The following is a 12,732-nucleotide window of genomic DNA, read 5'->3' as shown; positions in this document are numbered from 1 at the left end:
CGGGCGGATGCCCGGGAAGCGGCCCTGCCTGATCAGTGCCGCCCGGGGCCTTACTGACCGAAGCCGTAGGCGAACAGGTGGTCGGTGCCCGTCGAACCCGTCACCGGCAGCGTGATCGACGCCACCTGCTTGGACGCGTCCAGCGGAACCTTCGTGGCGAAGGCATAGGTCTTGACGCTGTCCCGGCCTCCGCTTCCGGTGTCGCGGTACGACGTCGTGACGGCCGTCGTATCCCCCGCGATCGGCTTGCTGGACCCGCCGTTCAGTGTCCAGTCCGAGAAGCCGACCGTCGCCTTCGAGGTGGTGCCGTCGGTGTAGGTGACGGTCACCGTGCCCGAGATGCCGTCGCTCGGCGCGTTGGTCGCCGCGCCGAGCAGGCCCAGCGACGCACCCGAGGTACCGGCCGGCATCGGAATGGTCTGGCCGGCCATCTCCAGGTTGTCCAGCTGACCGGATGTCACGGTCGGCCAGGTGTAGGAGATGCCGTCGACGGTGACGGTCGAGCCGCTCGTGACACCCGCCGCCGACAGGGCGTTCTGCGAGTACGCCCAGCCGTCGTTGTCGAAGCCGCCCGAGAAGGTGGCGCCGTCGGGATAGATGCCCTCGTTGGTGTTGTACGGCCACAGCGCACCGGCCTTGGCCACCGCCACGCGGAGGCTTGCCCCGCTCAGCGTCGCGCCGCTGCTGTGGTCGGTCAGCGCAAAGGTGACCGGGTAGGTTCCCTCGCTCGCGCCGGCCGTCACATGGATCTTCGCCTCGGCGCTGCCCGAGGCGGGGACGGTCAGCGAGCCGGACGATGTGTCCAAGGTGACGGCGGAGGGCGCCGTGGCCTTCCAGTCGACCGTGACGGCCTTGCCGCCGAGGTTGGTCAGGTCGAGGGTGCCGTCACCGGACGCGCCCGGCTGGAGCACCAGACCGTCACTGGAGGGGCCGGTCGCGGCCAGCACCCGGCTGCCGCCCGTGGTGTCCGAGGGCGGTGCCGCCGACGGGTCGGACGCCCAGGAGGTGTTGGGCTGGGTGCCAAGCGTGAAGTCGATGCTCCCCGCGCCCCTGAACTGCCCGTAGGTCAGCCAGGACGTCTTCCACTCCTTGCCCTTGACGTTGAGGGACTGCACGTACGGCGCGTCGGGCGCGGCCTGCGGCGCGTTGATCCGCACCGACCTGCCACCGGCGAGGGTCGCCTGGGCCACCGGGAACGCCGGGCTGCCGAGCGCCAGGGTGTCCGTACCCGGGGTCTCGGGGTACATGCCGAGTTCGGACCAGACGTACCAGGAGCTCATCGCGCCGAGGTCGTCGTTGCCGAACGAGCCGACCGGAGCGTTGAAGTACAGCTTCTGCTGGGCTGCGCGTACGGCCGCCTGGGTCTTCCACGGCTGGCCCGTGTAGTCGTACTCCCAGGGGATCTCCACGCTGGGCTCGTTGCTCAGGTCGGCGTTGGTGTTGCCGGGGTTGGTGATGTTGTCGAGGAGGCTGTCCAGGAAGGACGAGTACGCCTTGGCGCCGCCGCGTGCCTGGATGAGCTGCCGCAGGTTGAACGGGACCATGGGGGTGTACTGGGCGGAGGTGCCCTCCACGAAGCCGTTGGAGGTGCCGGGGGTGAATCCGCCCGCGAACTGGCCGTCCTTGTTCTTGGCCTGCAGATAGCCGGTCTGCGGGTTGAAGACGTTCATCCAGTCCTGGGCCCGGGTCGCGAACTTCTCGTAGACGTCCGTCCTGCCCAGGGACTTCGCGAACGCGGCCAGCGCGTAGTCGGCGGAGTCGTACTCCAGTTGAGTGGAGACGGGGCCGTAGAAGTTGCAGCAGCCGTAGTCGTTCTCGTCCAGCGGGAGATAGCCCTTGGCGTCCCGTACGGCCTCGCCCGGGCGGTCGTTGTTGGGGGCGGTGGCCTCGTGCTGGAGAGCGGCCAGCGCCTTGTCCGTGTCGAAGTTCGTCGCGCCGAAGGCGTAGGCGTCGGTGATGATGCCGGCGGCCGGGTCGCCGACCATCACGTAGCTCTCGCCGTTGTTCGAGGCCCACTTGGGCAGCAGGCCGGTCTGGTCGTAGCCGTTGAGCATCGAGGTGACGACGTCACTCGCGACCTTGGGCTCCACCATCGCCATCAATTGGGTCTGGGAGCGGTAGGTGTCCCAGCCCGAGTAGTTGGCGTACTGGGCCCGCTGGCCATTGGCCAGTCTGTGGACCTGGTTGTCCATGCCCATGTACTGGCCGTTGGCGTCGGAGAAGACGTTCGGGTGCAGCAGCGCGTGGTAGAGCGCGGTGTAGAACTGCGTCTGCTGGTCGGAGGTGCCGCCGCCGATCTGGAGCTTGTTCAGGACCGCGTTCCAGGCCTGGTGGTTGGCCTGCTCGACGGCGTCCAGGTTCCATGTGTTGATCTCGGTGGCGAGGTTGTCCGCCGCGTTGGCGTCGCTGGTGTACGAGATGCCGACCTTCGCGCTCACCGTGGCGTCGGTGGAGGTGTCGAAGGTCAGGTACATGCCGTTCGCGCCCGTCGTGGGGGGCTGGGCCGCCCGGGTCGTGGCCGACGACGGGGGTGCGGTACTGGCGCTCGGTGCCGGGGACGGCGTGCCGGATGCCTTGCCGCTGCTCCCGTGGATCGTGGGGGCCGGCTTCGCCGGGACGGTGAAGTGCTTCTCCTTCAGCGGGTCCGGCTCGGAGGTCTGCGGTGTCTGGCGGACCTTGCCCGCCTTCAGCGACCTCGCGTCGGGGTTGACGGTGGTGCCGACCCAGGTGCCGCTGCCAGTGAACGGCTGGTCGAACTTGATGTCGAAGTGCAGCGTGTACCTGTTCTTCGCGCCGCAGAAGTGACCGCTGTCGATCGCGCCGCTGATCTCCCGGTCGTTCACCACTTGGACCCGGGTGCCGTCCACCTGCGTGGCACCGCCGCTGAGCTTGAACAGCAGGTTCGCCTGCCGGCCGGCGGGGAAGGTGAAGCGGCCGAGGCCTGCGCGAGTGGTGTCGGTCAGCTCCGTCTTGACACCGTTCGCGTCGGTCACCTTGTAGGAGCCGATGCCCGCCTGCTCGTTGCTGTGACTGAAGCCGACGGACGTATCGCCGAGGCTGCCCGACAGCGCGCCGGTCACCGGCAGGATGGGCAGGTCGCCCGCTACGGGGCAGCCGGGGCCCGACACATGGGTGAGGCTGAAGCCTGAGATCTTGCTGTCGTTGTACTCGTAGCCGCCGCCGTCGGGACGGTGGGGCGTCGTGTCGGGGCCCCACTGCACCATGCCCGCCGGCATGTCGGGACCGGGAAAGGTGTCCACGGCACCGGAGGTGCCGATGAGGGGGTTGACGAGGGACGCCGGATCCTTGACGAAGGCCGGCGTCGCGGTGCTCGCGGCATCGGCGCTGCCCACTGCCGAGAGCGGCAGGGCGACCATGCCCAGCACGCAGACCGCCGCCAGGCGCTGACGGCGTCTCTTTCGATCACGTGGCGCAGCTGAACGTCGGGGTCTCACCATCGGTTGCCTCCGCAGCAGTTCGTGCCTCGCACATCAGGTGTCGGCGCTCCGAGAACGACGCGGCGCCGACGACAGACAACGTTGTCGGGCGCTTTCTCGGTACGACCTGACAACGTTGCCATCCACGAGTGTCGAGTGAAACGCCTGAGCTGATGCGATGTCAACGAGGCCAACCGGACTTTCTGAGGGAAGAGTTCACTGATGGTCACACCCACCGAAGGCGGGGTCGCGTCGCGGCCTGCCCATGGTTTGCCGCCAACTGCCTTGCGCAGAACGGCATTTCATGGCCTCTTCCAGACAGCGATACGGTCCGGTTCATGGATTGGAATGTGCTGACGGCCGAAGAACTGACGGCTGCCCTGCGTGCCGGCGAAGTGACCTCGGTGGATCTGACCGACGAGGCGATCGCCCGTATCGAGCGGGACGACAAGGCGGTCAACGCGATCTGTGTGCCGGACTTCGACCGTGCGCGGGCCGCCGCACGCGACGCGGACCAGGCCCGCGCCCGAGGTGAGGACCGGCCGCTGCTCGGCGTTCCGGTGACGGTCAAGGAGTCCTACAACGTCGCCGGACTGCCCACGACCTGGGGCATACCGCCGCACCGGAACTACCTGCCGGCCGAGGACGCCGTTCAGGTGTCGCGGCTCAAGGCCGCAGGCGCGGTGGTGCTCGGCAAGACCAATGTGCCCTTGCTGCTGCAGGATGTGCAGAGCTTCAACGAGATCTACGGCACCACCAACAATCCCTGGGATCACGGCCGTACGCCGGGCGGGTCCTCCGGCGGATCAGCGGCGGCCCTCGCGTGCGGATTCGGCGCGCTGTCCATCGGCTCCGACATCGGCGGTTCACTGCGCACCCCCGCGCATTTCTGCGGTGTGTACGCCCACAAGCCGACCGTGGGGCTGGCGGCGACCCGCGGTATGGTCCCGCCGCCCACGCCGGCCTTGCCGGCCGAGCACGACCTCGCTGTCGTCGGACCGATGGCGCGCAGCGCCCGCGACCTCACGCTCCTGCTCGACGTCATGGCCGGTCCTGACCCGCTGACGCTCGGTGTGGCGCACGAGTTGCGGCTGCCGCCCGCGCGTCACGAGCAGCTCGGCGACTTCCGCGTCCTGGTTCTCGACGAGCATCCGCTCATTCCGACCGGTTCTGCTGTGCGGGCGGCCGTGGGCCGGGTGGCCGACACGCTTGCCGACGCCGGCGCCCGCGTCGAACGGCACAGTCCGCTGCTGCCCAGTCTCACCGAAGCCGCCGAAATCTACACGCAGCTGCTGTTCTCGAACTCCGCCGCACGTTTTCCCGTCGAAATGTACGAGCAGTTGCGCACCCATGCCGACGGACTGAGCGCGGACGACCGGAGTCTCGACGCGGCGCGGCTGCGCGGCACGGTGCTCAGTCACCGTGACTGGATGGAGGCGAGCCACCGCCGTGAACTGCACCGTCACGGCTGGCGGCAGGTCTTCGCCGAGTTCGACGCCGTGGTGTGTCCCGTCACGCCCACGCCCGCGTTCCCGCACGACCACAACCCCGATCTGATGGGTCGCCGGCTCGACATCGACGGCGTCGAGTACCCGTACTTGGACCAGCTCGTCTGGGCCGGTCTGGCCACCATGCCCGGGCTGCCCGCCACCGCCGTACCCGCGGGCCGGTCCCCCGAGGGTCTGCCGGTGGGCGTGCAGCTGATCGGTCCGATGTTCGAGGACCGCACCCCGCTGCGGCTGGCCGAGCTGCTCGAGCCGATGCTCGGCGGCTTCCAGGCGCCGGGGTGCTCCGAAAAAAGCTCGTAGTCGTGGAGCGCGACGCCTGACGCACCCGGCGGGGGCGTCAGGCGAGGCCGAACCAGCTGAGCACCGTCTGAATCAGAAGGATGGTGGACATGGCGCCGACTCCGACGACCACGGCGGTGGCCGCGATGCGGTAGCGGGGGCCGTTGGCGGCAGGGCCGAGGACGGAGCGGCGGTTGGTCAGCACCAGGAGGTACACCAGGACGACGGGGCTGATCAGGCCCTGCAGGACCTGGGTGCCGATGAGGAGTTGGATGACGTCGACCGGTGTCATGGCGACCGTGGCGCCGAGCACGATCTGGGCGGTGAACAGGCCCAGGAACAACGGGGCGTCGCGGAAGCTGCGGGAGACGGAACGTTCCACACCGGCGGCCTCGCCGATGGCGTAACTGGCGGAGAGGGGGACCACGGCTCCGGCCAGGGCGGAGGCGCCGATCAGGCCGAGGGCGAAGAGGAGTTCCGCGTTCTGGCCGGCGACCGGTTTGAGGGCCTCGGCGGCCTGGGCGGCGGAGTTGAGCGGACCGGTTCCGCCGATGGCCGAGGCGGTGGCGATGATGATGGTCAGGCTGATGATGCAGGCGAAGACGGCGCCGAGGATGGCGTCGGCGCGGATGAGGGGGTAGTCGGCGGGCTTGGCACCCCGGTCGACGACGCCTGCGGCGGCGTAGAACTGCATGTACGGGCTGACCGTCGTACCGATCAACGCGACCGCCAGCAGGATGAAGTCCTTGTTCGGCTCGACGTGCGGGACCACCAGGTGGTGGCCCACGGCGCCCCAGTCGGGGTGGCCGAGGATCATCGCGACCGGGTAGGCGAAGAAGGCCAGCGACATGATCAGGAAGATGCGTTCGGCCCAGTGGTAGGAGCCGAACAGCACCAGGGCCCAGAGGAGGATCGCGGCGGGTGGGATGACCGCCCATTTGGGGACGCCGAGGAGTTCGAAGGCGGCGCCGATTCCCGCGAACTCACTGACCACCAGGCCCGTGTTGGCCAGCAGCAGGCAGAACACGGCCAGTGCGCTCAGGCGGAGGCTGAACTGCTCGCGGATCAGGGCGCCGAGGCCCTTGCCGGTGTGGGCGCCGAGGCGTACGGCCATCTCCTGCACCATGACCAGGGCGATGGTGACCAGCACCATGAAGAACAGGGTGCCGTAGGTGAATTGGGCGCCGGCCGAGGCGTAGGTGGCGATGCCGGCGGCGTCGTTGCCGGCGTTCGCGGCGACCAGGCCGGGGCCGGCGATCGCCGCGACCAGGGTGATGCGCCGCCAGCCGGTGCGGCGCGTGGGGGCTTCCGGGGTGACGAGGGTGGTGCCGAGGTCGCGGGTCACTGGAGGAACCTCCGGAAGTGCAGGCGCCCGCGTTCGGGCAGCAGGGCGTCGAGCAGGTCGTCGGCCAGGATCCGGCCGAGCGGGCGGTCGCCGTCGTCGACCACCAGGAGGGAGGAGGCGCGGGCCGCGACCAGCTGGTCGGCGGCGTCGGACAACGGGGTGTCCGCCTGCACGGTGACGGGCGGGCCGAACTGGGCCCGCCAGGTCACCAGGTCGGCGACCGGGGCCGTGTCCTCGGCGACCGCCAGGTCGAAGAGGGGGATGTCGCACAGGACCCGGCCCTCGTCGTCCACGACGGCGACGGCGTCGACCTCGGTGCGGTGCTCGACCTGTTCGGCCAGCAGTGCCCGCATGTCGGCGACGGTCGCGTCGCGGTGGGCGGTGACCAGCAGGGTGGTCATGGCGCCGCCCGCCGTGCCCTCGCGGTGGGTCAGCAGCCTCCGCAGCTCGGCCGCCTCCCCCTTCGGCATACGGGTCAGCAGCGCCTCGCGCTCCTCGCCGGTGAGGTCGCGCAGGGCGTCGGTGGCTTCGTCCGGCTCCATCTCGTCCACGAGCCTGGCGGCGTGCTCCGGTTTGGCCTCGCGCAGCAGGTTCTCCAGTTCGGCCGGTTCCATCTCCTCCAGTGCGTCGGCGGCCTGCTCCGGCTCCAGCCAGCCCAGCAGCTGCTGGCGTTCGGCGCGGCCGAGGTCTTCGAGGATGTCCGCCAGATCGGCCGGGCGCAGCCGGTGCAGTGCGGTCCTGGAGGCGCGCAGCCGCACCTCGGGCGGCCCTTCGGTGGCCTGTTCGGCGAAGGGGGCCACCGCCTGCCAGTCCAGCACCCGCTCCGGGGTCGGCCTCGCCTGCCAGCGGCGGGGGCCGAGCCGGCGCAGCAGGGTGGGCAGGGAGACGTCCACGCCGACCAGTACGACCTGGTCGACCAGGGGCGCCAGATACAGGTCGGCGGCGCGGGTGACCTGGACCCCGTCCACGTCGACCAGCTGGTGGTCGAGGACGTCCTTGGCCAGCAGCACCTCGCCCGGGCGGCGGGCGAAGTCACGCAGATCGACCCGCGCGGTGCGCAGCCGTACGTGCCCCGCCTGGAACTTGCCGACCGCGTCGGCGGGCAGGAAGGTCCGCCGTCGGCCGATGCGCAGGATCAGTCCGGTGACGGGCGGGTAGGGCTCGGGCCCGTACAACCGGGCGACGACGTCGACGACGCGCCCGACCTCCTCACCTGACTGGTTGGTGACCGGGCCTCCGACGAGCCCGGCGAGCGACACCAGTGACGTACGGACCGCCTTGGACGCGGTGGCACGGCGTTCCAGAGTGACCCGCCGGTCGCGCAGGCGGGCCGAGGTGGACATGAGCAGAGTGTGGGCAGCCAAGACGAACACCCCCTTGCCCCACGATGGCGGGGCACCGGGCGGCCCTGGGCAGCACGCTCCCTCCCCGACCGTCGGCACGAAGCACGACGACGGCACGCCGACGCTCGGCCCGGCAGGGCCGGTGTGCGGCAGCAGTCAGGGAAGGACGGGCTGTCCGAGGCCACGGAAGGACAGCGCGGACAACACGGAGAAGGGCCGACTATGACCCGGACTACTGTCCATCTCGCCTCCTCCCGGTCCCGGCCGCGCAACGGGCGTCGCAGCCATACGGCAAGGGGCAACCGGGAGCACTCGGCTCCGCCGCACCCCAACTCGTCAGAGCTTTGGCACTCCACGGCGTGATCCCCCGCGAACCGGGCGGGGGAAGCCACTTGGGGTCACCCCTTGGGCCGGGGAGACCTGTCCTGATCCGGAGCGTCTCTCGACGGGTGGGATCAGTGGCCTGTGTCCGTGAAGACGCCTCACCGAACGAGGTGTCTGGTCAAACCGCTCACAGAATACGCCTGTCGCGACGCGACTTGCCCGCCTATGACCCGCCCTTGACCATGCCTGTGACCTATCGCGACCAGATCGAACGAGACGGATCACGTACGTCACACCCACCTCCCAGGCGAAACCCTACACACTGTAGGGTGCAGGCTGCCCGTCGATTCGGCCCGGCGGCAGTGCGTCGAGGACGGGGGAGCCATGAAAGAGCCCGACACTGTGTCGGCGGTGGGTGACGCTGCCTTCGAGGAGATCCTGGACCAGGCCCTGGATTCGCCCGAGCTCTCGGAGGCGATCGGCTGTGCCGTCACAGGGCCGACCCGCGGGCGACTTCGCGCCGAGGCCCTCAAGGCACGGGCGCCCATAGCCGGAGCCGCCGCCGTCGAGTACGACCGCTATCTGCGGCTGTGGGCCTCTGCCGTCGAGGCCGACCACGGCCGACGGCGCGATGACGACTCGCCCCGTGCCGCGGGCGAGGCAGATGGCGGGCTGCTGGCGACGCTGGCGGTTCTGGTGCCGAGCCTCGGAGCCGTTGCCGCCGGCGTGTTCCTGCTGACCGGGTTCAGCCTGCATGCCCTGGACGCCCGCCCGCACTTGGGCGACGGGCTCATCGCGGTGGGCGTGGTCGCCGCCGCCGTGGCGGCAGGGGCGACGCTGGGCGATCTGGCGTGGCTTCTGACAACGGCGGCACGCAACCGCGGACCCGCCGACGGCGCCGAGTCGCCGGATCGGGATCCCGCAGTGCGTCAGGCGCGTGAGACCTGGCAATCGGCCCTCCTGGAACGGGGATTGGTCCCCTTCCTGCTCCGCCGACTGGACGCGGCGGGCCCACCCGAAGCCGGGAACCCTGACCAGCAGGGGTGAGCCATGCCGGGAGTGTCCCGGCCGCACGACACGATGGCGCGGCGGTGGCGTGGCTCCCCGGAGTGGATCTCCATCGATCAGCCGGCCCTCGCCGTCGCCCGCATCGCGCGCTTCGGGCCGCTCCCCGGCCGGGACCGTCCGCCGGTCACGGGCCGCAGCCGTACGCGGGCGTCCAGACCACCACCGGGAGCGGCGTCGAGGGTGATCTCACCCCCGCAGGCGTGGACGAGGTGGCGGACGATGGGCAGACCGAGACCGGTGCCGTCGTGGTGGGAATCGGAGGAGCGCCAGAAGCGGTCGAAGGCACGTGCGCGGTCGGCCTCGCTCATCCCGGGCCCCTGGTCGACCACATGGAATTCGGTGCCGGGGGTGCGGGCGAGAGTGATGGTGGTGCCGGGCGGGGACACGCGCAGGGCGTTGGCGACCAGGTTGTCGATGATCTGCTCCGACGCGCCGGGTATCGCCCACACGTGGCCCAGTGAGGGGCCGGTCACGTCGACGGCGACGTATTGTTCGGCGGCGAGCGGCTCCCACATCGCGGCCCGCTCGGCCAGGACTCCGTCCAGGTCGACCGGCTCAGGGGTGGTCGCGGTGTTCTCCAGCCGGGCCAGTGCCAGCAGGCCGTGGACCATACGGCCGAGGCGCTCGACTTCGCCGACGGCCTCCTCGAGGCTGCCGTGGGCGCGGTGGTCCAGGTAGGGCTCGAAGTTCTCAAGGCGCAGCCGCAGCGCGGTCAGCGGTGTCCTGAGCTGGTGGGAGGCCTCCGAGGCGAACGCGTGCTGGGCCTTGAGCAGGTGCTGCAGCCGGGTGGCGGTGTGCGTGAACGAGGTGGCCAGGCGGCGCAGTTCGGGCGGCCCGGTGGTGGCGTCCGGCGGATTGTCCAGGCGGCCGTCGGCGAGTTGTGCGGTGGCGGCCTCCAGGGTGCGCAGGGGCCGGGTGATCCAACGGGCCAGGGTGAAGGCGACCAGCGCGACGGCGGCCAGGATGCAGGCGCCGGCCAGCGCGAGGGCGCCCCAGATGCGGTGCGCGCGGGCGGTGACCTCGGCCATCGGGTAGGTCAGGCGCAGCGCGCCGCGCACGGTGGTGCCGGAGGAGCCGGGCATGGTCGCCGACAGCACCTCGTCCCCGGTGGTCACCGTGGGCTCGTTGCGCAGGGCGCGGGCGATGTCCGGCTCATGGGAAAGGTCGGTGCCGCCGGCGCCCGTTGCGTGGGAGTCGGCGAGGACGATGCCGGTGCGGTCGGTCACCACGACCCGGCCGCCGGTGCGGGTGGCGTAGTCGCCGACGACATCGGGCAGCGCGTCCAGGTTGCCTTTCTCGATGTTCTCCTCGGTGACCTCGGCGAGCATGGAGGCGTCGCGTTCCACGCTCTGGGAGGCGCGGGAGATCTCGCCGCGGGCGTAGATGACGCCGAGGGGGATCTCCAGCCCGGCGAGCACGAGCAGGGCCAGTCCGAGGTAGCTGATCAGCAGGCGGCGGGTCATCCCGCCGCCTCGGGGGCCGTGTCCTGCGCGGGATCGGTGAGACGGAAGCCGACCCCGCGGGCGGTGGTGATCCAGCCGGGGTCGCCCAGCTTGCGGCGCAGCGCCGCGACGTGGGCGTCCAGGGTCTTGGTGGGGCCGAAGAAGTGCGGGTCCCACACCGCGTCCATGATCTGCTGCCGGGAGTACACCGCTCCGGGGTCCTGGGCGAGATGGGCGAGCAGGTCGAACTCCCGTGGGGTCAGGGCTATTTCACTGCCGTGAAGGCGGACTTGTCGGGCGCGCCGGTCGATCTCCAACGGTCCCAGCCGCTGTGCGCCGGCTCCGGGGGCGCCGGGCGAAACGGCGGGCGGCCCGGGGGTCTCCGGTGGGGAGAGGGGCAGGGCGCCGGTGGTGCGGCGGGTGACCGCGCGGATGCGGGCCACCAACTCCCGTACGCCGAAGGGCTTGGCGAGGTAGTCGTCGGCGCCGAGTTCGAGACCGACGATGCGGTCCGCCTCCTCGCCCCGGGCGGTGATCATGATGATGGGGACGCCGGAACGGGCGCGCAGGCTGCGGCAGACGTCCAGGCCGTCCATGTCCGGCAGGCCGAGGTCCAGCAGCACCAAGTCCGGGCAGTCACCGGCGTCAGCGAGGCCCGCGGCGCCGGTGCGGGCCCGGTCCACGGTGTAGCCGTAGCGGCCGAGCCCCTCGGTGAGCGGGTCGGCGATCCGGTCGTCGTCTTCGATCAACAGCAGCCGCATGGCGACAGGCTCGCACAGCAGTGCCATGGGAGTCGGGGTGTTCACGGGAACCCGCCTGGGGCCTGAGGGGTGGACGAGGGGTGCCGTCCGGCCGGTGGGAGCGGGAGGTCGGACCGGCCGGACGGCGGGGGCGAGGCGGCGACAGCGCCGGCCCGGGGAGTCAGTCGTCGCCGGAGCGGTCGCCGTCCTCGCGCTGCTGGTCCTCCTGCCCGCCTGTTTTGTCGTCGCGCCGGTCGCTGATGGCGGACGTCGAACCGGTCGGCGTCGGAAGGACCTCGGCCCCGGTGCCGGAAGGCGGGGCGGGTGCGGTCTCTCCCGGCACCTGAGGCTGCTCGGTGGGCGACCTCGGTGCCGAGACCTGTGCGGTACCGCCGGGTGCCGGGTCGGAGGTGACCGTGTCACTGACCGCCGACAGGGCGAAGCCGAAGCCCCCCATCACCACCAGCGCTGCCGCTACGGCGAGCAACGGGCGTCGACGGGTGACCAGTTGCTGCCATCCGGCCGGCTCCCGAGTGTGACCACGGCCGTGCGCTCGCACGGCCGTGTCCGGCTCGTCGACCGGGACGGCGGTGTCCACGCGGTCCCGCTGCGACGCGTCGCCGGGCCGGGCATCCCAGGCGGCCGATGACGGGTAGTCGAAGGCATCCTCGTCGAAACGCCCCCCGTAGCCTGCCTCCGCCTGGCCGAGCACGGCCGCCGTCTCGATGGCCGGCTCCCCGGAGGGGGCGGCGGGAAAGTGGTGAGGCTCGATCGGCACGTCCCTCTCCCTTCCTACGGGCGGCCCCGGCCGTCAGCCCGCGTTCTCCGCCTCCTCCGTGCCCTCCTGCTTGGTGGCCGTGACCTTGTACGACTTGTCGAGGTACACCTCCACCGACGTACCGTCCTGCTTCTTGATCTCGACGGCGTACATGCCGGGCTTCTCCGCGTCCTCCTCGGACTTCACGACCGTCCCCGGATACTTGGCCAGCGCCGCGGCCTCGGCCTTCTGCTTGATCTCGCCGGTCAGCGGCGGTTCCTTCTTGTCGTCGGTGTCACCCGCGGCCCCGGCCCCGTCGGCCTGAGCCGTCTGCTGGGTGTCGGCCGCCCTGGAGCTGCCGGAGTCGGAGCCGGAACCGCCGCAGGCGGCCAGGGCGAACATGAGGACGGCGGCGGGAGCGGCGAGCAGGACACGACGGGGCAGGGCACGCATCAGGTGTCTCCAGATCAGTAGATCAATGGGGAAGCG

The 12,732-nt window shown here is 70.9% G+C and carries 9 protein-coding genes and 1 riboswitch; of the genes, 2 read left to right on the top strand and 7 right to left on the bottom strand.

All coding sequences use genetic code 11. The features are described 5' to 3' along the window. Positions 1-50: 50 nt before the first annotated feature. Entirely contained in the window at positions 51-3,377 is a 3,327-nt protein-coding gene (locus tag ABD355_RS18635; protein WP_344401667.1) for a lectin, read from the bottom strand. A 398-nt stretch (positions 3,378-3,775) separates the two neighbouring features. On the opposite strand from ABD355_RS18635, the gene ABD355_RS18630 reads away from it, so the two are divergent. Then, positions 3,776-5,245, top strand: coding sequence for an amidase (locus tag ABD355_RS18630; RefSeq protein ID WP_344401565.1), 1,470 nt, complete (start codon positions 3,776-3,778; stop codon positions 5,243-5,245). A gap of 37 nt (positions 5,246-5,282) precedes the next feature. Here ABD355_RS18630 and ABD355_RS18625 read toward each other — a convergent pair whose 3' ends face one another. After that, positions 5,283-6,569 (bottom strand): NRAMP family divalent metal transporter, encoded by a 1,287-nt coding sequence (locus ABD355_RS18625; protein WP_344401564.1) that lies wholly within the window; start codon positions 6,567-6,569, stop codon positions 5,283-5,285. Beyond that, positions 6,566-7,912 (bottom strand): magnesium transporter MgtE N-terminal domain-containing protein, encoded by a 1,347-nt coding sequence (locus ABD355_RS18620; protein WP_344401563.1) that lies wholly within the window; start codon positions 7,910-7,912, stop codon positions 6,566-6,568. The genes ABD355_RS18625 and ABD355_RS18620 overlap by 4 nt, the downstream gene beginning before the upstream one ends. 320 nt (positions 7,913-8,232) lie before the next feature. Continuing rightward, positions 8,233-8,413, bottom strand: a riboswitch (M-box (ykoK) riboswitch). A gap of 207 nt (positions 8,414-8,620) precedes the next feature. On the opposite strand from ABD355_RS18620, the gene ABD355_RS18615 reads away from it, so the two are divergent. Continuing rightward, the gene (locus tag ABD355_RS18615; RefSeq protein ID WP_344401562.1) at positions 8,621-9,283 is read left to right on the top strand and encodes a hypothetical protein; all 663 of its coding nucleotides are present in this window, start codon (positions 8,621-8,623) and stop codon (positions 9,281-9,283) included. 77 nt (positions 9,284-9,360) lie between these two features. Here ABD355_RS18615 and ABD355_RS18610 read toward each other — a convergent pair whose 3' ends face one another. The 4 genes from ABD355_RS18610 to ABD355_RS18595 all read right to left on the bottom strand — a co-directional run bounded on the left by ABD355_RS18610 (position 9,361) and on the right by ABD355_RS18595 (position 12,696). After that, positions 9,361-10,767: a sensor histidine kinase gene (locus ABD355_RS18610; protein WP_344401561.1), complete on the bottom strand. Its 1,407-nt coding sequence runs from the start codon at positions 10,765-10,767 to the stop codon at positions 9,361-9,363. Next, positions 10,764-11,507 carry a response regulator transcription factor gene (locus tag ABD355_RS18605; RefSeq protein WP_344401666.1) on the bottom strand — a complete coding sequence of 248 codons (744 nt, stop codon included), beginning with the start codon at positions 11,505-11,507 and terminating at the stop codon, positions 10,764-10,766. Before ABD355_RS18605 ends, ABD355_RS18610 begins: the two co-directional genes overlap by 4 nt. A gap of 160 nt (positions 11,508-11,667) precedes the next feature. Next, complete coding sequence (locus tag ABD355_RS18600) at positions 11,668-12,264, bottom strand: hypothetical protein (protein ID WP_344401560.1); 597 nt, start codon at positions 12,262-12,264, stop codon at positions 11,668-11,670. Between the two features lie 33 nt (positions 12,265-12,297). Continuing rightward, complete coding sequence (locus tag ABD355_RS18595) at positions 12,298-12,696, bottom strand: PepSY domain-containing protein (protein ID WP_344401559.1); 399 nt, start codon at positions 12,694-12,696, stop codon at positions 12,298-12,300. Positions 12,697-12,732: the final 36 nt, after the last annotated feature.

It is taken from the genome of Streptomyces longisporus, assembly GCF_039532765.1.
GTDB lineage: Bacteria > Actinomycetota > Actinomycetes > Streptomycetales > Streptomycetaceae > Streptomyces > Streptomyces longisporus.
Note: the sequence above shows the minus strand (reverse complement) of the source record. Positions and strands in the feature narration are given on the sequence as shown.

What these genes read in the sequence shown, in the direction of transcription:
- ABD355_RS18605 (WP_344401666.1), bottom strand. Translation starts at nt 11,507, where the DNA reads ATGCGGCTGCTGTTGATCGAAGACGACGACCGGATCGCCGACCCGCTC.
- ABD355_RS18620 (WP_344401563.1), bottom strand. Translation starts at nt 7,912, where the DNA reads ATGTCCACCTCGGCCCGCCTGCGCGACCGGCGGGTCACTCTGGAACGC.
- ABD355_RS18635 (WP_344401667.1), bottom strand. Translation starts at nt 3,377, where the DNA reads ATGGTCGCCCTGCCGCTCTCGGCAGTGGGCAGCGCCGATGCCGCGAGC.
- ABD355_RS18615 (WP_344401562.1), top strand. Translation starts at nt 8,621, where the DNA reads ATGAAAGAGCCCGACACTGTGTCGGCGGTGGGTGACGCTGCCTTCGAG.
- ABD355_RS18630 (WP_344401565.1), top strand. Translation starts at nt 3,776, where the DNA reads ATGGATTGGAATGTGCTGACGGCCGAAGAACTGACGGCTGCCCTGCGT.
- ABD355_RS18610 (WP_344401561.1), bottom strand. Translation starts at nt 10,767, where the DNA reads ATGACCCGCCGCCTGCTGATCAGCTACCTCGGACTGGCCCTGCTCGTG.
- ABD355_RS18595 (WP_344401559.1), bottom strand. Translation starts at nt 12,696, where the DNA reads ATGCGTGCCCTGCCCCGTCGTGTCCTGCTCGCCGCTCCCGCCGCCGTC.